We start from the raw sequence: 21,946 nt of genomic DNA, 5'->3' as shown, positions 1-21,946 counted from the left end.
CCAGCTCGCCCGCCCGGCATACGACGTCCCGAAATGGAACACCGCTTCGAGGCGGTGCGTTCAGTTTGCGAGAATGGCTCGATGGCCGACGCCCGCCAACCCCGGTGTAGCGTCGGCGAAGCCTGACGCATCACGCCCGAGCAGGAGGATCGGGGCCTTCGTGCCCCGCACATACATGAACGCCAAACGCCTCGTCCGCAGCCCCGCACTGTGGATCTTCGTCGCCGTGATGTTCGTCTTCATGTGGTTCTCCTTCGGCAATGTCGGCGGCTACCAGCAGGTCGACACCTCGGTCGCGCAGCAGTTGATCGCCCAGGACAAGGTCGCCTCCGCCAAGCTCACGCCCGACACGATCAACCTGACGCTGAAGGACAAGCAGGATGTCGCGGGCAACAAGGGCGTCGACAAGGTCCAGGCCAACTACGTCTCCGCCCGTGGCGCGCAGATGGTCGACCTGCTCACCAAGAACCCGCCGCGTGATGGCTTCACCGACGACCCGGCCAAACAGAACATCTTCGTCTCGCTGCTGTTCACCGTGCTGCCGCTGCTGCTGGTGCTGGGCGTCTTCTGGCTGATTCTGTCCCAGATGCAAGGCGGCGGCTCGCGGGTCATGCAGTTCGGCAAGTCCAAGGCCAAGCTGCTCACCAAGGACATGCCCAAGGTGACCTTCGCCGACGTGGCCGGCGCCGACGAGGCGGTCGAGGAACTCCACGAGATCACCGAGTTCCTCACCCAGCCCAAGAAGTTCCTCGACGTGGGCGCCAAGATCCCCAAGGGCGTGCTGCTCTACGGGCCGCCCGGCACCGGCAAGACCCTGCTCGCCCGCGCGGTGGCCGGTGAGGCCGGCGTGCCGTTCTACTCCATCTCCGGCTCGGACTTCGTCGAGATGTTCGTCGGTGTCGGCGCCAGCCGCGTGCGCGACCTGTTCGAGCAGGCCAAGGCCAATGCGCCCGCGATCATCTTCGTCGACGAGATCGACGCCGTCGGCCGCCACCGCGGCGCCGGCCTCGGCGGCGGTCACGACGAGCGCGAGCAGACCCTCAACCAGTTGCTGGTCGAGATGGACGGCTTCGACGTCAAGACCAATGTCATCCTGATCGCGGCGACCAACCGCCCCGACATCCTCGACCCGGCACTCCTGCGCCCCGGCCGGTTCGACCGTCAGGTCGCAGTCGAGGCCCCGGACATGGCCGGCCGTCACCACATCCTGCAGGTGCACGCCAAGGGCAAGCCGATGGCCAACGACATCGACCTGCTCGCCGTCGCCCGCCGCACCCCGGGCTTCTCCGGTGCCGACCTGGCCAATGTGCTCAACGAGGCCGCCCTGCTGACCGCTCGCTCCGGGGCGCAGATCATCGACAACCGGGCCCTGGACGAGGCGATCGACCGCGTCATGGCCGGCCCGCAGAAGCGGACCCGGGTGATGAGCGCCAAGGAGCGCAAGATCACGGCATACCACGAGGGCGGGCACGCCCTGGTCGCCGCGGCGCTCAACTACACCGACCCGGTCAGCAAGATCACCATCCTGCCCCGCGGCCGCGCCCTCGGTTACACCATGGTGCTGCCGGTGGATGACAAATACTCCACCACCCGCAACGAGCTGCTCGACCAGCTCGCCTACGCCCTCGGCGGGCGGGTCGCCGAGGAGATCGTCTTCCACGACCCGTCGACCGGTGCGGCCAACGACATCGAGAAGGCGACCGGCCTGGCCCGGCAGATGGTCACCCAATACGGCATGAGCGAGCGCGTCGGCGCGGTGAAGCTCGGCCAGGGCAACTCCGAGGTCTTCCTCGGCCGCGACATGGGCCACGAGCGCGACTACTCCGAGACCCTCGCCGGCGTCGTCGACGAGGAGGTGCGCCGCCTGATCGAGGCCGCGCACGACGAGGCCTGGCAGGCGCTCAACGACAACCGCGATGTGCTCGACAACCTCGTGCTCGAACTGCTCGAGAAGGAAACGCTCAACGCCGAGCAGCTCGCCGAGATGTTCTCGGTGGTGCGCAAGCGGCCGCGTCGTCAGGTGTGGCTGTCGAGCGACCGCCGGTTCGTGAGCGACCGCCCGCCGGTGCTCACCCCGGCCGAGAAGCGTGCCGTCGCCAATGGCGTCGACCTGGACAAGCTGGACAAGAAGCAGCAGGCCGAGGTGCACCCGCCCGAGGCGACCATCGAGATCCCGGACGGCGGGTATGTCGACCCACCCGGCCGTTGATCTGGAGCGGGCGACCGCCGCGGTCCGCGAGCTGCTGGTCGCCCTGGGCGAAGACCCCGAGCGCGAGGGACTGGTCGACACCCCGGGCCGCGTCGCCCGGGCGTATGCCGAGATGTTCGCCGGGATGCATCAAGAGCCCGCCGACGTGCTCAACCGCACCTTCGACGTTGATCACGACGAGCTGGTGATCGTCAAGGACATCGAGCTGTACTCCACCTGCGAGCACCACCTGGTGCCCTTCCACGGCGTGGCCCATGTCGCCTACATCCCGGCCCGCGACGGCCGGGTCACCGGGCTGTCCAAGATCGCCCGCCTCGTGGACGTCTTCGCCAAGCGGCCGCAGGTGCAAGAACGGCTCACCACCCAGATCGCCGACGCTCTGGTCACCCACCTGCGGGCGCAGGGCGTGCTGGTCGTCGTGGAGTGCGAGCACCTGTGCATGTCGATGCGCGGCGTGCGCAAACCCGGCGCGACCACCGTGACCTCAGCGGTCCGCGGCCAGCTGCGCGACCCGGCCACCCGCGCCGAGACCACCAGCTTGATGATCGGCCGACGGCACGCATGAGCCGCTTGCCGCAGCGACCGGGGGATCGGCCGCTCGTCATGGGCGTCGTCAATGTCACGCCGGATTCCTTCTCCGATGGCGGGCGCTGGCTGGACCCGGCATCCGCCATCGAGCACGGGCTCGCCCTGCTGCAGGAGGGCGCCGACCTGCTCGACATCGGCGGCGAATCCACCCGCCCCGGTGCGTCCCGCCCGGCCCCGCAGGAGGAGATCGATCGGGTCGTCCCCGTCGTGCGCGGGCTGGCCGCTCTCGGCGCGGTCGTCTCGGTCGACACGATGCGCGCGCAGGTCGCGACCGCCGCGCTGGAGGCCGGTGCCGCGATCGTCAACGATGTGAGCGGTGGCCTGGCCGATGAGGCGATGGCGGCCACGGTCGCCGCCGCCGGTGTGCCCTTCGTCGCGATGCACTGGCGCGGCCACAGCAAGGACATGCAGTCGCGCACCCACTACGACGATGTCGTCCAGGACGTATGCCGGGAGCTCGCGTCCCGTCGGGACGCGCTGTTGGCCGCCGGGATCGCTGCCGACCAGTTGGTGCTGGACCCGGGACTCGGCTTCGCCAAGACCGCCGCCCAGAACTGGACGCTGCTCGGCGCCATCGACACCTTCACCGCCTTGGGCCAGCCCCTGCTGGTCGGCGCCTCGCGCAAGTCCTTCCTCGGCACGGTCGGTTCGGTCGACGGATCGGTGGTGCCGGCCGACCAGCGCGACGCGGCCACCGCGGCGGTGAGTGTGTTGCTTGCCCAGGCGGAGGTCTGGGGCATCCGGGTGCACGAAGTGCACTCGACCCGGGCGGCCTGTGATGTGATCGCCCGGGTGCGAGAGGCGGGGCGCGGATGAGCGATCACATCGGCATCACCGGGCTGGAGGTGACCACCTGCCACGGCGTGCTGCCCGAGGAGAAGACCTCGCCCCAGCGGTTCCTCGCCGATATCGACCTCGAGCTCGACCTGCAACCGGCCGGCGCCACCGACGACCTGCAGCGGTCGGTGAGCTATGCCGAGATCGCCCAGGCCGCGGAGGCGATCCTGCGCGGCGCACCCGTCGACCTGATCGAGAACCTCGCCGAGCGCATCGCCACCATGTGCCTGCAGCGCCGCGAGGTCGAGGCCGCCACGGTCACCATCCGCAAGCCACAGGCCCCGGCCGGCGTGCCCTTCCACGACGCGGCGCTCGGCGGCCCGTCGGTGACGGTGCACCGGGCGCAGGACCGCCCCGTGGTCATCGCGGCCGGGGCCAATCTCGGTGACCGGCAGGCCACCATCGAGGCGGCGGTCCGCCTGCTCGGCCAGGTCGACGGCCTGACGATCATCGGCGTCGCGCCCTTTGTCGAGACCGATCCGGTCGGCGGCCCGGAGCAGCCGGACTATCTCAACACCGTCCTCGTCGGCCGCACCCGGCTGGCGCCATGGACGCTGTTGCGACACCTGCACCGGATCGAGTCCTACTTCCGCCGCGAGCGCGAAATCCGTTGGGGCGCAAGGACACTCGACCTCGACCTGATCCAGCTCGGCGATCCTGCCGAGGGCACCGAGTGGACCGTCGACGGCGACCTCCAGCTGCCCCACCCGCGCGCGACCGAGCGGGCCTTCGTGCTGCAGCCCTGGTCACGCGTCGACCCCGGCGCGCACGCGAGCGACGTGGACGGCCAGGTGCGCCCGGTGGTCGGCATACTCGAGCAGCTCGGGACCGATGGCGTGCGGGAGGCGAGGCGATGAAAAACACCGGGGTCGCGATCAAGCACGTCGTGCTCGGCGGGCTGATCGCCTTCGTGCTGTCCTTCGGCGGCCTGCGGCTGTGGACCTCGTGGGGTCACCCGATGCCGGATGTGTCGTGGTTTGCCGTGGCCGTGCTCGTGCTGATGGCCGCGGTGATGCTCGCCGGCGGCTGGCAGATCCGCGCCTATCGCCGGCACGAGTCGGTGCGCATTCCCTCACCGCAGCTCGCCCGCCGCACCCTGGTCGCCGGGCAGGCCTGCGCGTGGGTCGGCGCGATCATGGCTGGTTGGTATGCCGGACACGCGGCGGTCGACGCCCGTCATCTGGACTCCGACCATGCCCGGTCGATGCTGCTCGTCTCCGGCGTCGCCGCGCTGGCGGCGATCGCGCTGTCGGTCGTCGGCCTGCTCACCCAGCACTGGTGCCGGATCGACGAGGACGGCCAGGACGAGGACGACGACGCGGACGCGCTGCGGACCTACTGAGTCCGGGTGAAGCGGTGCGCCGCGAACTCGTGCATGCCGGAGCGACCGTCGCCCCACTCGGGGAACTGTGACATCCGCGCCTGCCGCACCAGGCGCAGGCCGCGACCGGTGAAGATCTCCTGCACATTGTGCGGGTACTGCCGGTGGGTGAGCCGCCCGTCGGGCTCGATGGTCAGCACCTCACGGGAGGTGCGCACCATCTCATCGAAGATGTGCGCCTCGTCGGGGTGGATGTGCTCGATGACCGCCATCGTGAAGACCAGGTCGAGGCTGTCGTCCGGCAGCAGCGGCAGTTGCTCGCCCGCCGGGCCGACGTGGATCGGCACGTCCGCCAGCTGCGGGTAGGTCTCGCGCAGCAGGTCGACCGCGTGCTGGTTGATCTCGATGCCTTGCAGGTTGTGGTAGCCCTGGTCGTGCAGATAGGCCAGGTTGCGGCCGACATTGCAGCCGACCTCGAGGATGCGCGCGTCCTTGGGCAGGTCCTTGATCAACTCGTGCAGGGCCTTGCTGCGCCCGACCTGCGCGATATAGGTCTGCGGGACATTGCCGACGGGCGCCGGCTGACGCCAGAACGCGTGCAGCGTGCTCTGCCGGTCCATCCGGCGGAAGATCTCCACCCGCGACGAGGTGCCCGCGGTGTCCCAGCTCGTCATCCCGCGCGAGGTCAAGGCCTCGGCCGAATCGCCCGCGGGTTGGGCCACCGCGCTCGCAGCGCGGATCAACTCGTCCCACTGCTCGGCGGTCAGGTCGAGCGGCCGATCGGTGACGACCAGGCTGATGCTGTCATCCGGCGCCGCCGCGGCGACCGCGGCCAGCCGGGCCGGGGCCACGACGCGGACATCCTGGTATCCGTGGGCGATCAGTGCGGTCGCGATCGGCGAGTCGCCGGCGGCGACCACGACGAGCGACGCGGTCCGCTCCATGCGCGGACGGGTCACATCGAGCATCGGCTGCACCCAGGGATGCGGAGCGCTCGCGGGGGCGTCGCTGCCACGGATCAGGCGGCCACGGGCGGACCGCAGCGCGCGTTTGGCGAGGGACGTGGATGCTGTCCGAGCGGACATGGCGAGTCTCCTGATCGCAGGCTGTGACGCAGCTCATTATTTCCCGACAGGACGCTCGACGAGCGGACCTCGAGTTCTCGCGCGCGTCGGGCGCTACTTGTCGATATCGCCGACGACGAAGAACATCGAGCCGAGGATCGCGACCATGTCGGCGATCAGGGTGCCCGGCAGCAACTCGCCGAGGACCGCGACATTGTTGAAGGACGCCGAGCGCAGCTTCAGCCGCCACGGCGTCTTGTCGCCGCGCGAGACCAGGTAATAACCGTTGAACCCCAACGGATTCTCGGTGGCGACATAGTCCCAGCCCTCCGGCACCTTCAGCACCTTGGGCAGCTTGACGTTGACCGGTCCAGCGGGCAGGGCGGCGAGCCGGTCCAGGCAGGCCTGGGCCAGGTCCAGGCTCACGTGCACCTGCTCGAGCAGCACCTCCAGCCGGGCGAGGCAGTCACCGGCCGAGCGCACCACGACGCGGCCGGGGCCGCCCGGGGCGAAGAGCTCGGCATACGCCAGATAGGGACGATCGCGGCGCAGGTCGACGTCCACGCCGCTGGCGCGAGCGATCGGCCCGGACACGCCATACGCCTCGATGAGCTCGGGAGAGAGCACGCCGACACCTCGGGTGCGCGCGCGCAAGATCTCGTTGCCGACCAGCAGTGACTCCAGATCGGGCAGCCGGCGGCGGACCGCCGCGATCGAGGCGGCGACCCGGCCGAGCCAGCCGGCGGGCAAGTCGTCGCGCAGGCCGCCGACCCGGCTGAACATGTAATGCATCCGGCCACCGGAGATCTCCTCCATGACCGCCTGCAGTTCCTCGCGCTCGCGGAAGGAGTAGAAGATCGGGGTGATCGCGCCGAGCTCGAGCGGGTAGGACCCGAGGAACATCAGGTGGTTGAGCACCCGGTTGAGTTCGGCGAGCAGGGTGCGGGTCCAGGTCGCCCGCTCTGGCACGTCCATGCCGAGCATCCGCTCGACCGTCAGGGCGACGCCGATCTCGTTGGAGAACGCCGACAGCCAGTCGTGCCGGTTGGCGAGCACCATGATCTGCCGGTAGTCGCGCACCTCGAACAGCTTCTCCGCGCCCCGGTGCATATAACCGACGATCGGCTCGGCGCGGCGAATTCGCTCACCGTCCAAGGTGATTCGCAACCGCAGGACGCCGTGGGTGGCCGGATGCTGCGGCCCGATGTTGAGCACCATGTCGGCGCTCGCCAGCCCGCCGGCGCCGACGCCGACCATGACTTCGCGCGCTGACATGGCGGCCAGTCTAGGTACCCTGAACGACGTGACTGATCACATGGGGGGAAACGCGCAGGGGCCGGGCGACCCGCAGAGCCGCTATTACGACCGCTACCTGCACGACGAGTCGCGCAATGGCGGTGGGCCGGGCAAGGGCTCGAACAAGGGCCTGATCATCGGCATCGGCGCGCTCATCGCCGCCTTGATCATCGCAGGCACGGTGTATGCCGTGACCTCCGGCGGTGACGAGCCGCAGCAGGCCCAGACCACGACCGGGCCGACCACGACCGCTCAGAGCAGCACGGAGAGAACCACCACGAGCGAGAGTTCGTCCACCAGCAGTTCCTCGAGCACCACCGACCCGGCGGCCGCGTACGGTCCGGCCACCCAGCCGGGCTGGAAGACGATCGTCGGCAAGGAGGGCACCGACGACGCGGCCTTCGACGTGCCGAGCACCGGCGACTGGAATTCCGCCAAGCTGGGTTATGTCGGCTGGACACCCGACAACCCGGACGACAAGTCGGTCATTGCGCGCTATGTCGCGCGGTTCGGGGAGGGCAACTGCCCGACGCTCAGCAACGACCAGCAAGGTTTCGTCGGCTTCATCGACATTGGCAGCCGCGACCTGGTCGACGCGGCCGAAGCCGTGGTGAACAACGCCGCCAACAACATTGCGATCAAGAAGGACAAGAAGACCTACGCAGCGCGCGGCACCGCGTCGACCAAGCAGATCACCGTCGGTCCGGGCAAGATCACCGCCGTGCAGTCCGAACTCACCGCGACCGTCGGCGATCCCGACTCCAAGAAATGTGACCCGGAGAAGGTCGATGTGCGGGCGGTCGCCTTCACCTCCAACGGTCACTCGGCGCTGCTCTTCCTCGCCCGCAACGCCGGCAAGAACACCAAGAAGGCGCTGCCGAACGACATCTGGGACAAGATCACCCAGTCCGTCCGGATCAAGAAGTGACCACCGTCGTCGCCCACCAGAAGCCGCCGAGACCCCAGGGATCGGTCGCCGCCGACCACGCCGACCGAGCGGCCAGCGCAGCCAGATAGCCGGCCGGGTCGGTGCGCGCCAGGCCGTATGCCGGGGCCGCCGGCGGCGAGAGCAACTCGGCGAACATCTCGCCCTGGGTCGCGAGCCGGGTGGCGCCGAGGCTGTCCATCGCGACATGGGCGGTGATATCGGTGCTGCCGTCGAACTGCGGCGGGCACACCACGCCGGCCCGGTAGCCGGCGAGCGTGCCGCCCCAGGGCCGGTCGCCCGCGAGGTGGCCGTAGTCGATCGCGAGCACCGCACCACTGCTCACCCGGGAGACCAGTTCGCCGTATGCCGCATCGCGCGGCCGCCCGACCTCGACCACCTCGCCGTCGGGCCACCAGCGCTCCGCCCATGCTCGGTCGGCGGCCTCGGCCAGCGGCCCGTCGGAGTCGTCAATCGTCAACTGCCGCAACGCTTTTGGGGTGCGGGTGAGCACCGGGCAGGGCACCACGTCGAGCCATTCGTGCGCGACGACGAGCGTCTGCTCGAGATCGCGCAGAGGATCGGGCAGCGCCGCGCCGCCGGGTGATTCCAGCCAGGCGATGCGCTCCGGCAGGCCGCCGGGCCGCGCCACGACATCGCACCCGGTGAGCACCAGATCCGGCCGAAGGCCGGCCAGCTGCCGCAACAGTTCACCCCGCCCGGCACCCAGGTCGAGGATCGAGGTGCAGGCGAGGCGGTCGGCATACGCCGAAATGGCTTGGGCGAGAAGCGAATCCACCCCGGGCACCCCCTGCACGGAGGTCGCGAAGTGGTCGGCGGGCGCCGAGCGGCGATAGAAGCCGTCCGGCCCGTAGAGAGCCTCACCCCAGGCCTGTTCGATCGTGCGCACCGCACTAGCGTGGGCGATCATGTCGGCCATGAACAATCCACCGAGCCTGCGCGTCGCCATCATCGGGTGCGGCAAGGTCGGCTCGGTCCTCGGCGCCGCCCTCGCCGCGGCCGGCCACGAGGTGGTCGCCGTCTCGGCTACGAGCGACGCCTCGCTGGAGCGCGCGGCGACCTTGCTGCCGGGCGTTCCGGTGCTGCCGATCCCGCAGGTGGCGCGCGCCGGGGAGGTGGTGCTGATGACCGTGCCGGACGACGCGCTCGGCCCCCTCGCGGCGGGACTCGCCACCGAGGGTGCCTGGGACGGCGGCCGACTTGTGGTGCACGCCAGCGGTTTTCACGGCACGGCAGTGCTCGAGCCGGTGCTGCACGCGGGCGGCGACGTCATCGCGATGCACCCGGCGATGACCTTCGCGGGCACGCCCAAGGACCTCGAGCGGATCAGCGGCACGCCCTTCGCGGTGACCGCCTCACCCGGTGCCGAACTCGTCGGGCAGGCCCTCGCGATCGACATCGGCGGCGACCCGTTCCTGCTCGCCGAAGAGGACCGGCCGAAATATCACGCTGCCCTCAGTCACGGCTCCAACCATCTGGTCACCCTCGTCGCGCAGGCCCAGCAACTGCTGCGCGAGGTCGGCATCGACGACCCGAGCCGGCTGCTGTCGCCGCTGCTGCAGGCCAGCCTGGACAACTCACTCGAGCGCGGCGACAAGGCGCTCACCGGCCCGGTGTCGCGGGGCGATGTCGCCACCGTCGCCGCGCACCTGCGGGTGCTCGCCGGCAGCGAGGACGTCGAGATGGCCTATCGTGCGATGGCGCGCGCCACCGCGATGCGCACCGCTCGGCGGCGGGCCATGCCTGCCGAATCCGTCCAGCCGCTGCTCGAGGAGCTGTCCTAGGAGGACGCCGTATGCCGATGACCGTCGCGCACACCCGTGACGAACTGCACCAGGCCCGGGCCGCGCTCTCCGGGACGGTCGGCGTCACGATGACCATGGGCGCCCTGCACGCCGGTCACGCCGAGCTGATCAAGCGCGCGCGGGAGGACGTCGACCACGTCATCGTCACGATCTTCCTCAACCCGCTGCAGTTCGCGCCCGGCGAGGACCTGTCGCGCTATCCCCGCACCTTCGACGACGACGTCGCCCTGTGCGAGGAGTATGGCGCCGCGCTGGTCTTCGCGCCGACCCCCGATGTGGTCTATCCGGACGGTGAACCGGGCATCCGCGTGTCGGCCGGTGAACTCGGCTCGGTGCTCGAAGGCGCTTCTCGCCCAGGGCATTTCGACGGTGTGCTCACCGTGGTCGCCAAGCTGATGCATCTCACCCGGCCGGATGCCGCCTACTTCGGCCAGAAGGATGCCCAGCAATTGCTGCTGATCCGGCGGATGGTGCGCGATCTGGATTTCCCGACCCGGATCGTCCCGGTGGCGACCGTGCGCGAACCCGACGGGCTGGCCCTTTCCAGCCGCAACACCTATCTGTCGCAGTCCGATCGCGAGGTCGCGCTGTCCCTCTCGCGCGCCCTGAACGCCGGTGCCGAGATGGCCGAGGCCGGCCCCGCTGCGATCCGCCGGGCGGCCCGTGACGTGCTCGTGCGGGAGCCGCTCGTGCTCGTCGACTACCTCGTGCTCGTGCATCCGACGACGCTGCAGGAGGTGCCGGAGTGGTATCGCGGCCCGGCCCTGCTCGCGGTCGCCGGCAAGGTCGGCACCACCCGCCTCATCGACAACCTGCCGCTGGTCGTCGGTCCGGGCGGTGGACCGCGTCCGGTCGCCGACGCGGAGTGAACCGCACCGGGACCGTGCGGCTGGCGTTCACCCCGCCGCTGCTGCCCGACAACCTCTTCGGTCACCTGGTCGCGACCGGCGTGCCCGGCGTCGAGGAATGGCGTGCCGGCGCCTATCGCCGCACCGTCCGGCTCGCCCATGGGCCGGCGATCGTCGCCCTGCGGCCCGGAGCCGAGCACGTCGAGCTCAGCTACGCGATCCACCCCAGCGACGATCTCGACGAGCTCATCGCCGTATGCCGCTTCCTCCTTGACCTGGACGCTGACCCTGGGCCCATCGACACCCGCCTGGCGCAAGACCCCCTGCTGGCGCCGTTGATCGCGGCGGCGCCCGGCCGGCGGGTGCCGCGCACGGTCGACCCGGCCGAACTGCTCGTGCGGCTGGTGCTCGGCCAGCAGATTTCCACCAAGGCCGCGCGCACCCACGCCGCCCGGCTGGTGCACGCCGCCGGCGACCGGGTCGAGGACCCGGGCGGCGGGCTCACCCAGCTGTGGCCGCGCCCGGAGGCGATCGCCGCGGTGGCCGACGAGGCGCTCGCGATGCCGGTCCGCCGTCGCGCGACCGTCCGTGCGGTGGCGACCGCGCTCGCCGACGGTGGCCTGCTCGACGGAGCGCTGGCGCAGGTGCGTGCGCGGGTGCTGGCACTGCCGGGGATCGGTCCGTGGACGGTGGAGAACCTCGCGATGCGCGGTCTCGGCGATGCCGACGCCTTCCCGGCGACCGACCTCGGCGTGGCCGCCGCGCTGCGTCAGCTGCACCGGACCGCGCGCGATGCCGAGCGGTGGCGGCCCTACCGGGCGTATGCCGTGCAGCACCTGTGGGCTCTCGGTGATCACGAGGTCAACGACCTGCCGGGGCCGCACGAGGCTTAGGGTGGACTTCGTGTGGCCCGCCATTTTGACCCTGCTGCCCACGATCGGGCTGCTCTTCCTGTTCTACGTCATCATGAAGCACATCATGGAGGGCGACCGCCGCGAGCGAATTGCGCAGCGGCAATGGGAGCAGGAACATTCCGACGAAATGTCGGCGGACAAGCGCGCCGATAAATCCTGAACTCCGCGCGATATTGGCGCAATAGTTCGTGCTAATCTCGGTCGGACAGACCATTCACGAACAGGAGTCACTGCATGGCACAGCGTGTGCAAATCCAGCTGGTCGACGACCTCGATCAATCCGAGGCCGACGAGACCGTGACCTTCGGCCTCGACGGCGTCACCTACGAGATCGACTTGTCGAAGGGCAATGCGGCCCGGCTGCGCGACGACCTGGCGACCTGGGTGGCTCACGGCCGCAAGGTGAGCGGACGCCGCGGCGGCAGCGGCGCGCGCCGTGGCGCCAGCGCCGGCGGTCGCGACGATCTCAACCGGATGCGCGAATGGGGCCGTGCGAACGGTTACCAGGTGAGCGACCGCGGTCGGGTTTCGGCGAAGCTGCAAGAGGCGTACGCCGCCGCTCACAAGTAAATCCTAGGTTTCGGTCAACGAAGCCATCAGATCGCCGAGATCATCGAGGCGGTCCATCACCTCGGTGATATCGAGCTGGCGCAGGGTGTCGGGTGCTCCGGCACCCTGTTCCATTTCCTCCCAGGTGCGCGGCGCCGCCACCGTGGGCCGATCCTTCCCGCGCATCGAATACGGGCAGATCGTCGTCTTGGCCGCGGTGTTCTGGCTCCAGTCGAGCAGGATCTTGCCTTTGCGCAATGAGGTCGTCATCTTCCACACGACCCGCTCGGGTTGGGCCTTGGTCAATTCCTGAGCCAGGGTGCGCATGTCGTCACGCACCTCGTCGCTGGTCGCCGATCCCGGCAGGGCGGCATACACCTGCAGTCCTTTGGAGCCGGAGGTGACCGGCACGGTGCGGTCGTAGCCGCGGTCGGCGAGCCGCTCGCGCACCAGCAGGGCGAGCTCGGCGCATTCGGGCAGGCCGGCCGGCGCGCCCGGGTCCAGGTCGACCACCAGCCGGTCCGGATTGACCGCATCCCCGTCCTGCACCCGCCACTGCGGCACGTGGAACTCCAGCGAGGCGAGATTGGCCAGATAGGTCAGCCCGGCCAGATCGTCCACCAGGGGGTAGGTGACCGAATCGCCACCCCCTCGGCTGCCGCTGGAGGCGAAGGTGACCCGGTCGAGCCAGTCGGGTGCGCCGGAGGGCAGGTTCTTTTCGAAGAAGCTGATGCCGCCCACGCCCTCGGGCCACCGGATCCGGGTGACCGGCCGGTGCGCGAGCTGCGGCAGCAGCACCGGCGCGACGGTCGCGTAATAGTGCAGCACCTCGCCCTTGGTCGTCTCCGTGGCCGGATAGAGGATCTTGTCCAGATTGCCGATCGCCAGCCTGCGGCCGGCGACCTCGACCTGCTGCTTGTCGTTCATCCCTCCTCCTTCGGTATGCCGAGGTCGGTCGGCGTGAAGTCGGTGCGCAGGCCCTGCCAGGTCGGCTGGCGCAGCCGCCCGCCGTCGCCGCGACCCAGGTGCTCCACCTCGGCCACCAGCTCGGGGCGCACCCACCGGGTGCCGACCCGGTCCTCGCGCGGCGGTGCCTCGCGCAGCGGGCACTCGTCGGTCTCCAGCGCCTTGAGCCGGGGAAGCAACGCCGCGCCGGTCGCACCGGCCAAGCCGGAGCCGACCCGGCCCCGGAAGACCAGCCCGTCGGCGGAGGGTGAGGCGACCAGCAGCGCGCCCAGCGCGGAGCCGCCGGTCTCCGGTCGCCAGCCGACGACGATGACCGAGTCGCGCAGCCGGTGCACCGACTTGCGCCAGTCCTCGCTGCGCACGCCCGGGCGGTAGATCGAGCCGACCCGCTTGGACACCACGCCCTCCAAGCCCTGAGCAGCGGTCGCCTCCATCAGGTCCACGCCGTCGGTGAAGACCGGCGGCACCTGCACCCAGCGTGAGCCCAGGCCGGCGCCCTCGAGCAGTTCACGACGCTGCGCCCACGGGCGGGTGGTCACCTCGCGACCCATCACCCGCAGCACGTCGAAGACGATCGCGGTGACAGGCGCGGACGCGGCGAGGGCCGCCGCCACCTGCGGTCCGGTCACGTTGAACCTTTCGGCGAGCGCGCCGAACGAGGGGCGACCCGCGGTCATGACGACGATCTCGCAGTCGAGCAACAGGTCGGCATACATCGTCAGGCCGGCCGCGGGGGCGACGATCTCGGGGAAGGCGACGGTCACATCACGTTCGGTGCGGGAGGTGACCCGCACGGCGCCGTCGCGCACGTCCAGCAGGGCCCGCATGCCGTCCCATTTGACCTCGTGCCGCCAGTCCTCGCCGGTCGGCACCCGCGATGCGGGTGTGGCGAGCATCGGGCGCATGGGGCAATCTTGCCCGTATGCGAGCCATCTGGAAGGGCGCGGTGTCGTTCGGACTGGTCAACGTGCCGGTGCGGCTGTACTCGGCGACCGAGAACCACGACGTGCAATTCCGCCAGGTCCACCGCGAGGACGGCGGCCGGATCAAATACCAGCGGGTCTGCTCCATCGACGGCGAGCAGGTGTCCTATGACGACATCGCCAAGGGCTATGAGACCCCGGACGGTCAGATGGTGGTGCTCACCGACGAGGACCTGGCCGATCTGCCGATCTCCACGACCAAGGAGATCGCGGTGGACAAGTTCGTGCCGGCCGACCAGATCGACCCCCTTTATCTGGACAAGTGCTACTACCTCGAGCCGGACAAGAGCGCGATCAAGCCCTACGCGCTGCTGCGCGAGGCGCTGAGCTCCACCGACCGGATGGCGCTGGTCACCGTCAGCCTGCGCACCCGGATGACGGTCGCGGTGCTGCGCGTGCGCGACGACGTGATCGTGCTGCAGACGCTGCTGTGGCCCGACGAGGTGCGGCCGGCGGAGTTCGGCGTGCTGGACGAGGAGCCGGCCGAGCCGAACAAGAAGGAAGTGCAGATGGCGCACCTGCTCGTGGAGTCGATGGCCGGTGACTACGAGCCGGAGGATTACACCGACGACTACGAGGAAGCGGTGAAGGCGGTCGTGCAGGCCAAGCTGGAGGGCGGCGAGGTCGCGACGCCGCCGGAGGCCGCCGACGACGATGGCCAGGTCATCGACCTGCTCGCCGCGCTGCAGCAGAGCGTGGACCGCGCCAAGAAGAAGCGCGGCGAGAAGACCGGCTAGATTGCCGTCCGTGCCCTCGCTGCTGTTTGTCTGCACCGGCAACATCTGCCGGTCTGCCTTCGCCGAGAGGTATGCCGCCCGCCTGGCCGGGCCGTCGAGTCCCTGGACTTTCGTGAGCGCGGGCACGCAGGCGCTGCGCGGAGCGGCGATGGACCCCCTCATGGTGGCGGAGCTGCAGGCTCGTGGTGGCTCGGCGGACGGCTTCGTCTCGCGCCAGCTGGCCCCGGAGCTGGTGCAGGGCGCGGACCTGGTGCTCGGGATGGAGCGGCACCACCGCACGGTGGTGCTGGACGACTTCCCGGCGCGGCTGCGCTCGGTCTACACGCTGCGCCAGTTCGGGCGCGGGGCCCGCTCGACGATCGCTCGGGGCGAGGATCTGCTGACCGAGGTGGCGGCGCTGAGGCCGCCGTCGCGCTCGGGCGACGATGTTGCCGACCCCTTCCGGCGCGGCGAGCGGGCGATGGCCCAGATCGCCGAGGAGATCGCGGCGGAGCTCGACGCCTGGGTGCCGCGCCTCGTCTCCTGACCGGCCTCGATCAACCGATCCGCTGCAGCAGGCCGTGCTGCAGCATCGCGCGCACCGTCTCGCGCACGATCCGGCCCGAGTCCGGGTGGGCGCCGAAGGTCTCCTCGCACACCTGCTCCAGTTCGGGCAGCTCGGTCGCCCGCGCGGTGGTCCGCCAGATCACGTCGCCGACGCCGGCGAGCCCGAAGGGATGGTTGCCGACGAGCACCAGCACGTTGTCCTCGTCGGCGACCGCGTCGGCATACGGGCCGCGCAGATAGAGCGCGAACTCCGGCAACTCCTCGTCCGCAGGTGTCGGCAGCGGCGTCGCCGGGGGACCGGCGGGATCACTCTGCGGCGGCAGGTCCTCGGCATACACCTCGGTCGCCGTCGAGGGGTCCATCGCCCGCTCGATCAGCGCCGCCGCGTCGGCGATCTCGCGATAGCGCAGCCGGACCGCCCCGCCGGTCTCCTGCAAGTGCCGGGCCAGGGTGCGCAGGGGCGCCGGCTGCGAGGGGAGGGCGGAGGTCTGCGGGATGAGCGCGAGCAGCGAGTCCACCAGCCCGACCGGCTCGAGGCCCGGCTCGCCGCCGAAATCGTCATCCCGCTCGAGCAAGATGACGCGGCCGAGCCGCAGCTGCCCGCGCGGCACGCCCAGGCCGAGCTCGTCCGGGCTGTGCTGATGCTTGGGCCGCCCCGCGCCGCGGATCACCGACAGCGGCTTGGGGTATGGCGTCACGGCGCCGTCCGCGTCGATCGCCACGGTCTCATCGGAGACATAACCCCAGCCCCGTTCGCACAGATATCTGGCCGCGGTGGTCTTGCCGGTGCCGGAGGCGGCGACCAGCGCGGCGACCCGGCCCTCGGCGTCGGACACGCCCGCGGCGTGCAGCATCGTCAGCCGCCCCGCCTGCTGGGTGATTGCCGCGACCGTGACCTGGGTGGTGAGCTCGTAGTCAGCGTCGGCGCCGCCGCGAGTCTCGATCGTCTCGGCGGGTTCAGGCCCGACGCCGTCGAGGCACCGCGACCACTGCTCGCGCAGCCTCGGCAGATCGTCCTCCGGCGCGCGCACCTCAAGCGAGACCCCCACCGCGCTCAACCTGAGCTTCCCCATAGCGCAGGATCGTAGGGCGAAAGTAAAGATTCGGTATAGCGGTTCGGCCGGAACAACCTCGGCATCGCTCGCGTTGTCCACCTCGAAGTTCGGTCGGCCCGCGCCAGGCGTGGTCGGTCCGACTAGCATCGTGAGTGATCAGCCAGAGCAGGGAGACATCTGATGTTCGAACGGTTTACCGACCGTGCCCGGCGCGTTGTCGTGCTCGCCCAGGAAGAGGCGCGCATGCTCAACCACAACTACATCGGCACGGAACACATCCTCCTGGGTCTGATCCACGAGGGGGAGGGCGTTGCCGCCCAGGCTCTGGAGAGCCTCGGCATTTCCTTGGAGGCTGTGCGCGAGCAGGTCCAGGAGATCATCGGCCCCTCGCACCAGACCCAGTCCGGCCACATCCCGTTCACGCCCCGCGCCAAGAAGGTGCTGGAGCTGTCGTTGCGGGAGGGCCTGCAGCTCAACCACTCCTATATCGGCACCGAGCACATCCTGCTCGGCCTGATCCGTGAGGGCGAGGGTGTTGCTGCGCAGGTGCTCGTCAAGATGGGCGCCGACCTGCCGCGCGTGCGCCAGCAGGTCATCCAGCTCGTGTCCGGCTACCAGGGCGGGCAGGGCGAGAAGGCCGGCGCCGGTGTCGGCGGCCCCAACCCGGAGGCCGGGACCCCGGCCGGTTCGTTGGTCCTGGACCAGTTCGGCCGCAACCTGACCCAGGCCGCGCGCGAAGGCAAGCTCGACCCGGTGATCGGGCGCGAGAAGGAAATTGAGCGCGTCATGCAGGTCCTGTCGCGCCGCACCAAGAACAACCCGGTCCTCATCGGTGAGCCCGGCGTCGGCAAGACCGCCGTCGTCGAGGGGCTCGCGGCCGACATCGTGCGCGGTGACGTGCCCGAGACGCTGAAGGACAAGCAGCTCTACACCCTCGACCTCGGGTCGTTGGTCGCCGGCTCGCGCTACCGCGGTGACTTCGAGGAGCGCCTGAAGAAGGTGCTCAAGGAGATCCGCACCCGCGGCGACATCATCTTGTTCATCGACGAGATCCACACCCTCGTCGGTGCCGGTGCTGCCGAGGGCGCCATCGACGCCGCGTCGATCCTCAAGCCGATGCTGGCTCGTGGCGAGCTGCAGACCATCGGTGCGACGACGCTCGACGAATACCGCAAGCACATCGAGAAGGACGCCGCGCTGGAGCGCCGGTTCCAGCCGATCCAGGTGGCCGAGCCCTCGATCCCGCACGCCATCGAGATCCTCAAGGGCCTGCGCGACCGCTACGAGGCACACCACCGGGTGACGATCACCGACGCCGCGCTGGTGTCGGCGGTCAACCTGGCCGACCGCTATGTCAACGACCGGCACCTGCCGGACAAGGCGATCGACCTGGTCGACGAGGCGGGCGCGCGCCTGCGCATCCGCCGGATGACAGCTCCGGCCGATCTGCGCGAGTTCGACGAGAAGATCGCGCACGTGCGCCGGGAGAAGGAATCGGCCATCGACGGCCAGGACTTCGAGAAGGCCGCCTCGCTGCGTGACGACGAGAAGAAGCTCATCGAGGCCAAGGCCAACCGGGAGAAGGAATGGCGTGCTGGTGACCAGGACGTCGTGGCCGAGGTCGACGACGAGCTGATCGCCGAGGTGCTGGCCGCTTCGACCGGCATACCGGTCTTCCAGTTGACCGAGGAGGAGTCGGCTCGCCTGCTGCGCATGGAGGACGAGCTGCACAAGCGGATCGTCGGCAACGACGACGCCATCAAGGCGCTGTCGCAGGCCATCCGCCGCACCCGTGCTGGTCTGAAGGACCCGCGCCGTCCCGGTGGCTCGTTCATCTTCGCCGGTCCGACCGGTGTCGGTAAGACCGAGCTGGCGCGGGCGCTCGCGGAGTTCCTCTTCGGCGACGACGACGCGCTCATCACGCTCGACATGTCCGAATACGGCGAGAAGCACACGGTCTCGCGACTGTTCGGCTCCCCGCCCGGGTATGTCGGCTACGAGGAGGGCGGCCAGCTCACCGAGAAGGTGCGCCGCAAGCCGTTCTCGGTGGTGCTCTTCGATGAGATCGAGAAGGCACACCCGGACATCTTCAACAGCCTGTTGCAGATCCTGGAGGACGGTCGCCTGACCGACAGCCAGGGCCGGGTGGTCGACTTCAAGAACACCATCATCATCATGACCACCAACCTCGGCACGCGTGACATCGCCAAGGGCGTCTCGCTGGGCTTCGCGTCCGGCAACGACACGGCCACGTCATACGAGAAGATGAAGGCGAAGGTCAACGAGGAGCTGAAGCAGCACTTCCGCCCCGAGTTCCTGAACCGTGTCGATGACACCATCGTCTTCCCGCAGCTGAGCGAGGCCGAGATCGTCCAGATCGTCGACCTGATGGTGGCCAAGCTGGACGAGCGCCTGAAGGACAAGGACATGGCGATCGAGCTGACCCCGGCGGCCAAGAAGCTGCTCGCCAAGCGCGGCTATGACCCGGCCCTGGGTGCGCGCCCGCTGCGTCGCACGATCCAGCGCGAGATCGAGGACGCCCTGTCGGAGAAGATCCTGTATGGCGAGCTCGCCTCCGGCGAGATCGTCCTGGTCGACACCGACGGCGACGGCAAGGACGCGACCTTCACCTTCCGCGGCACGCCGCGCGCGACGGCTCCGGACTCCCTCGAGGCCGAGACCGCCGCGATCAGCGAGGGCGGCTCGTCCTCGGGTTCGGGTGAGGTCAACCTCGACAAGGACTGAGTCCTGCAAACGCGGGGGCCGGGTGGTGAACGCCACCCGGCCCCTTCGTCATCTGTCGATATCGTGCGCGCGTGAGCTTCCTGATCCGCCCCGCGACGGCGCATGACGTGCGGGCCATGCGCGAGATCGTCCGGCCGTATGTCGAGTCGCGCGCGATCGTGCCCAAGCCGGCGGTGTCCTATTACGAGTCGGTGCAGGAGTTCCTGGTCGCCGAGCGCGATGGCGAGCTGGTCGGCTGCGGCGCGCTGCACGTGATGTGGGAGGACGTGGCGGAGGTGCGCACGCTCGCAGTCTCGCCGGCGGTGCGCGGGCTCGGAGTGGGGCATGGGCTGCTCGCCCAGTTGCTGGACCGGGCGCGAGCCCTCGGTGTCGAGCGGGTCTTCTGCCTCACCTTCGAGACGGAGTTCTTCGCCGCGCACGGCTTCGAGGAGATGGACGGCGCGCCCGCCGAGCCCGAGGTGTATGCCGAGCTGCTGCAGTCCTACGACGAAGGTGTCGCCGAGTTCCTCGACCTGGACCGGGTGAAGCCGAACACGCTCGGCAACACCCGGATGCTGCTGACCTTCTAACCACTGACTCCCGGCAACGGCCCGAGCTCTGCCTCGGCGGCGTTCGCCACCTCGGCCAGGTCGGCGCGGAAATCCTTGATGCGACAACCCAATTCGTTGGGTTTGACGGTGATGCCCTCCTCCGCCCAGATCGCGAATCCCTCGTCGCGCAGGTGGCGCGGCAGGTCGCCATACGAGCTGGTGATCCGCCACCACGGCAGCTCGTCCTCCGGGCGGCTGGCCGCCATGATCTGGCCGACCTGGCGCGGGTTGATCAGCAGCATGCCGGCGATGTCGCCGTAGCTGACGACCCGGCCGGGCGGCACCAGCCGGGCGATCGTGTGGACCTGCTCGCGGACGACCTCGTTCATCGGGCCTCGTTCATCGCGCCGCGGAGTAAATCCGCCGCACGACGTCCTCGATGTCCGGCTCCTCGATCGACAGATCACGCACCTCCGCGCGCTCACTCGCCTGCGCCAAAACCGTTGCGGCAGTGACCTTTTCGGCGTCGAACGGGATCCTTTGCCGCGTCCCGTCGGCCAGGTCCACCACCAGCACCCGCTGGGCGCCGACCGTGCGGGACAGGCCGGCGAGCGAGCCGTCATACGCCAGACGGCCGTGGTCGACGACGAGGACGCGCTCGCAGAGGCGCTCGATGTCGCCCATGTCGTGGGTGGTGAGCAGCAGGGTGGTGCCGTGGCGGCGGCGTTCGGCGACCAGGAAGTCGCGCAGCCGCTGCTTGGACAGCACGTCGAGGCCGATCGTCGGCTCGTCCAGGATGATCAGTTGCGGCGAATGCAGCAGTGCCGCAGCGACTTCCGCGCGCATCCGCTGGCCGAGGGACAGTTGCCGGACCGGGGTCGAGAGGAACTCGCCGAGCTCGAGTTGCTCGACGAGTTCGTCGCGGCGGGCGGTGAGTTCGGTGCGGCCGAGGTGGTGGATCGCGCCGAGGATCGTGAACGACTCGGCCGTCGGCAGATCCCACCACAGCTGCGAGCGCTGGCCGAAGACCACGCCCACGCGGCGGGCGAGTTCGCGCCGCTGCTTCAGCGGGTCGAGTCCGCAAGTGCGCACGCTGCCGCTGGTCGGCACGAGGATGCCGGTGAGCATCTTGATCGTGGTCGACTTGCCAGCACCGTTGGCACCGATATAGCCGACGGTCTCGCCCGGCTCGACCCGGATGTCCAAGTGGTCGACGGCTACCAGCTTGGGCTTGCCGCGCCGCTTGAATTCCCTTGTCAGCTGGTCGGTTTCGATGATCACCCGCCACCCCCTTGATAGTGCCGCACCCCGAACCGCCAGAATGCCAGGCCGAAGATCCAGCTCCACGCCGCGAAGAGCGGTGTCGTCCAGGCGAGCCACGCGGGCAGCCAGGACGGCCCCGGCAGGCCGAGCAGGGCGAGCGTCGGGACATAGGCGGTGATCGCCATCGGGAAGATGAACCCGAAGACCACCTTCAGCGGCTTGTTCCAGACCGAGGCGGGCTGCGTCGCAGCATACCGCCCGCCGTAGACGAAGGCGTTGGTGAACTCCGCCCCGTTGACGAGGAAGAACTGCGCGCCGGCAGCCCAGACGTAGACCGCGCAGTAGATCGCGGTCGAGCAGATCATGGTCATCGCGAGCAACCCGACGGTGGCCGCGCTCCAGTGAATGTCGTTGAGCCACAGCGCGATCACCATGCTGGCGAGTCCGACCGAGGCGCGCGAGAGCCGTCGCAGGGAGATGTCGCTGGTGATCAGTTGCAGCAGCAACGGCTGGGGTCGCAGGTAGAACACGTCGAGCGTGCCCTGCCGCAGGTAGGTCGGCAGCGAGTCCAGGTGGCCGAAGAACATATCGGCCAGCGAGAAGCAGACATCGGCGATGCCGAAGACCAGCAGCACCTGGGTGAAGGTCAGCCCGCCGAGCGCCTTGACGTTGTGGAAGACCAGCCACACCTCGGCGAGTTCGACGAAGCCGACGAGGAACGAACTGCCCAGGTCGATCAGGAAG

Annotated in this window: 24 protein-coding genes; 15 read left to right on the top strand and 9 right to left on the bottom strand. The window is 69.6% G+C overall.

All coding sequences use genetic code 11. The features are described from left to right. The first annotated feature begins 175 nt into the window (after window positions 1-175). From ftsH to G9U51_RS06150, 5 genes are read left to right on the top strand one after another with little or no spacing between them, the layout of a single operon-like run. Window positions 176-2,209 carry an ATP-dependent zinc metalloprotease FtsH gene (gene ftsH, locus G9U51_RS06170; RefSeq protein WP_171715543.1) on the top strand — a complete coding sequence of 678 codons (2,034 nt, stop codon included), beginning with the start codon at window positions 176-178 and terminating at the stop codon, window positions 2,207-2,209. Next, window positions 2,187-2,774 carry a GTP cyclohydrolase I FolE gene (gene folE, locus G9U51_RS06165; protein ID WP_166194732.1) on the top strand — a complete coding sequence of 196 codons (588 nt, stop codon included), beginning with the start codon at window positions 2,187-2,189 and terminating at the stop codon, window positions 2,772-2,774. Before ftsH ends, folE begins: the two co-directional genes overlap by 23 nt. Beyond that, window positions 2,771-3,613, top strand: coding sequence for a dihydropteroate synthase (folP, locus tag G9U51_RS06160; RefSeq protein ID WP_166194729.1), 843 nt, complete (start codon window positions 2,771-2,773; stop codon window positions 3,611-3,613). The genes folE and folP overlap by 4 nt, the downstream gene beginning before the upstream one ends. Then, window positions 3,610-4,491 (top strand): 2-amino-4-hydroxy-6-hydroxymethyldihydropteridine diphosphokinase, encoded by an 882-nt coding sequence (gene folK / locus G9U51_RS06155; RefSeq protein WP_166194726.1) that lies wholly within the window; start codon window positions 3,610-3,612, stop codon window positions 4,489-4,491. The genes folP and folK overlap by 4 nt, the downstream gene beginning before the upstream one ends. Beyond that, window positions 4,488-4,976, top strand: a complete 489-nt coding sequence (locus G9U51_RS06150) for a DUF3180 domain-containing protein (RefSeq protein WP_166194723.1) — start codon at window positions 4,488-4,490, stop codon at window positions 4,974-4,976. The genes folK and G9U51_RS06150 overlap by 4 nt, the downstream gene beginning before the upstream one ends. Here G9U51_RS06150 and G9U51_RS06145 read toward each other — a convergent pair. Beyond that, complete coding sequence (locus G9U51_RS06145) at window positions 4,970-6,040, bottom strand: class I SAM-dependent methyltransferase (RefSeq protein ID WP_166194720.1); 1,071 nt, start codon at window positions 6,038-6,040, stop codon at window positions 4,970-4,972. The two genes, G9U51_RS06150 and G9U51_RS06145, sit on opposite strands and share 7 nt — an antisense overlap. 93 nt (window positions 6,041-6,133) lie before the next feature. After that, the gene (locus G9U51_RS06140; RefSeq protein WP_166194717.1) at window positions 6,134-7,294 is read right to left on the bottom strand and encodes an NADH-quinone oxidoreductase subunit D; all 1,161 of its coding nucleotides are present in this window, start codon (window positions 7,292-7,294) and stop codon (window positions 6,134-6,136) included. 28 nt (window positions 7,295-7,322) lie between these two features. On the opposite strand from G9U51_RS06140, the gene G9U51_RS06135 reads away from it, so the two are divergent. Further along, a complete protein-coding gene (locus G9U51_RS06135) occupies window positions 7,323-8,243 on the top strand; it encodes a hypothetical protein (protein ID WP_166194714.1) in 921 nt (306 codons plus the stop codon). On the opposite strand, the gene G9U51_RS06130 is transcribed toward G9U51_RS06135, so the two are convergent. Next, a complete protein-coding gene (locus G9U51_RS06130) occupies window positions 8,233-9,180 on the bottom strand; it encodes an SAM-dependent methyltransferase (RefSeq protein WP_235945555.1) in 948 nt (315 codons plus the stop codon). The genes G9U51_RS06135 and G9U51_RS06130 overlap by 11 nt on opposite strands. On the opposite strand from G9U51_RS06130, the gene G9U51_RS06125 reads away from it, so the two are divergent. The 5 genes from G9U51_RS06125 to G9U51_RS06105 all read left to right on the top strand — a co-directional run bounded on the left by G9U51_RS06125 (window position 9,179) and on the right by G9U51_RS06105 (window position 12,398). Continuing rightward, the gene (locus G9U51_RS06125; RefSeq protein ID WP_166194711.1) at window positions 9,179-10,045 is read left to right on the top strand and encodes a Rossmann-like and DUF2520 domain-containing protein; all 867 of its coding nucleotides are present in this window, start codon (window positions 9,179-9,181) and stop codon (window positions 10,043-10,045) included. The genes G9U51_RS06130 and G9U51_RS06125 overlap by 2 nt on opposite strands. Window positions 10,046-10,056: 11 nt before the next feature. Beyond that, window positions 10,057-10,935 carry a pantoate--beta-alanine ligase gene (gene panC / locus G9U51_RS06120; RefSeq protein ID WP_328823349.1) on the top strand — a complete coding sequence of 293 codons (879 nt, stop codon included), beginning with the start codon at window positions 10,057-10,059 and terminating at the stop codon, window positions 10,933-10,935. Next, window positions 10,932-11,807 (top strand): DNA-3-methyladenine glycosylase family protein, encoded by an 876-nt coding sequence (locus G9U51_RS06115; protein ID WP_166193948.1) that lies wholly within the window; start codon window positions 10,932-10,934, stop codon window positions 11,805-11,807. The genes panC and G9U51_RS06115 overlap by 4 nt, the downstream gene beginning before the upstream one ends. Window positions 11,808-11,817: 10 nt before the next feature. After that, on the top strand, window positions 11,818-11,988 hold the full coding sequence (locus G9U51_RS06110; RefSeq protein WP_207948107.1) for a hypothetical protein: 171 nt from the start codon (window positions 11,818-11,820) through the stop codon (window positions 11,986-11,988). A 74-nt stretch (window positions 11,989-12,062) separates the two neighbouring features. Then, the gene (locus tag G9U51_RS06105; RefSeq protein WP_166194704.1) at window positions 12,063-12,398 is read left to right on the top strand and encodes a histone-like nucleoid-structuring protein Lsr2; all 336 of its coding nucleotides are present in this window, start codon (window positions 12,063-12,065) and stop codon (window positions 12,396-12,398) included. Window positions 12,399-12,401: 3 nt separating this feature from the next. Here the strand turns inward: G9U51_RS06105 and ligD are convergent, their stop codons facing one another. Beyond that, complete coding sequence (ligD, locus tag G9U51_RS06100) at window positions 12,402-13,304, bottom strand: non-homologous end-joining DNA ligase (RefSeq protein WP_166194701.1); 903 nt, start codon at window positions 13,302-13,304, stop codon at window positions 12,402-12,404. Beyond that, window positions 13,301-14,248, bottom strand: coding sequence for an ATP-dependent DNA ligase (locus G9U51_RS06095; protein ID WP_166194698.1), 948 nt, complete (start codon window positions 14,246-14,248; stop codon window positions 13,301-13,303). Before G9U51_RS06095 ends, ligD begins: the two co-directional genes overlap by 4 nt. Window positions 14,249-14,265: 17 nt before the next feature. Between G9U51_RS06095 and ku the strand changes: the two genes are divergently transcribed. Together ku and G9U51_RS06085 are read left to right on the top strand one after the other, a co-directional pair. Beyond that, window positions 14,266-15,063 (top strand): non-homologous end joining protein Ku, encoded by a 798-nt coding sequence (ku, locus tag G9U51_RS06090; protein WP_166194695.1) that lies wholly within the window; start codon window positions 14,266-14,268, stop codon window positions 15,061-15,063. 10 nt (window positions 15,064-15,073) lie between these two features. Then, window positions 15,074-15,589, top strand: coding sequence for an arsenate-mycothiol transferase ArsC (locus G9U51_RS06085; protein WP_166194692.1), 516 nt, complete (start codon window positions 15,074-15,076; stop codon window positions 15,587-15,589). A gap of 10 nt (window positions 15,590-15,599) precedes the next feature. On the opposite strand, the gene G9U51_RS06080 is transcribed toward G9U51_RS06085, so the two are convergent. Continuing rightward, on the bottom strand, window positions 15,600-16,682 hold the full coding sequence (locus G9U51_RS06080; protein WP_166194689.1) for a hypothetical protein: 1,083 nt from the start codon (window positions 16,680-16,682) through the stop codon (window positions 15,600-15,602). Window positions 16,683-16,844: 162 nt separating this feature from the next. On the opposite strand from G9U51_RS06080, the gene G9U51_RS06075 reads away from it, so the two are divergent. Further along, window positions 16,845-19,409, top strand: coding sequence for an ATP-dependent Clp protease ATP-binding subunit (locus G9U51_RS06075; protein ID WP_166194686.1), 2,565 nt, complete (start codon window positions 16,845-16,847; stop codon window positions 19,407-19,409). Between the two features lie 71 nt (window positions 19,410-19,480). Then, window positions 19,481-19,978: an amino-acid N-acetyltransferase gene (locus G9U51_RS06070; RefSeq protein ID WP_328823348.1), complete on the top strand. Its 498-nt coding sequence runs from the start codon at window positions 19,481-19,483 to the stop codon at window positions 19,976-19,978. On the opposite strand, the gene G9U51_RS06065 is transcribed toward G9U51_RS06070, so the two are convergent. The 3 genes from G9U51_RS06065 to G9U51_RS17295 are packed head-to-tail and all read right to left on the bottom strand — an operon-like array spanning window position 19,975 to window position 21,891. Further along, on the bottom strand, window positions 19,975-20,328 hold the full coding sequence (locus tag G9U51_RS06065) for an MGMT family protein (RefSeq protein WP_166194683.1): 354 nt from the start codon (window positions 20,326-20,328) through the stop codon (window positions 19,975-19,977). The genes G9U51_RS06070 and G9U51_RS06065 overlap by 4 nt on opposite strands. Window positions 20,329-20,338: 10 nt before the next feature. Next, window positions 20,339-21,220: an ABC transporter ATP-binding protein gene (locus tag G9U51_RS17300; protein WP_166194680.1), complete on the bottom strand. Its 882-nt coding sequence runs from the start codon at window positions 21,218-21,220 to the stop codon at window positions 20,339-20,341. After that, the gene (locus tag G9U51_RS17295) at window positions 21,217-21,891 is read right to left on the bottom strand and encodes an ABC transporter permease (protein WP_328823347.1); all 675 of its coding nucleotides are present in this window, start codon (window positions 21,889-21,891) and stop codon (window positions 21,217-21,219) included. Before G9U51_RS17295 ends, G9U51_RS17300 begins: the two co-directional genes overlap by 4 nt. Window positions 21,892-21,946 lie beyond the last annotated feature (55 nt).

The sequence above is a fragment of the Metallococcus carri genome (assembly GCF_011440275.1).
Classification (GTDB): domain Bacteria; phylum Actinomycetota; class Actinomycetes; order Actinomycetales; family Dermatophilaceae; genus Metallococcus; species Metallococcus carri.
This window is presented reverse-complemented; position numbering and strand designations above follow the sequence as displayed.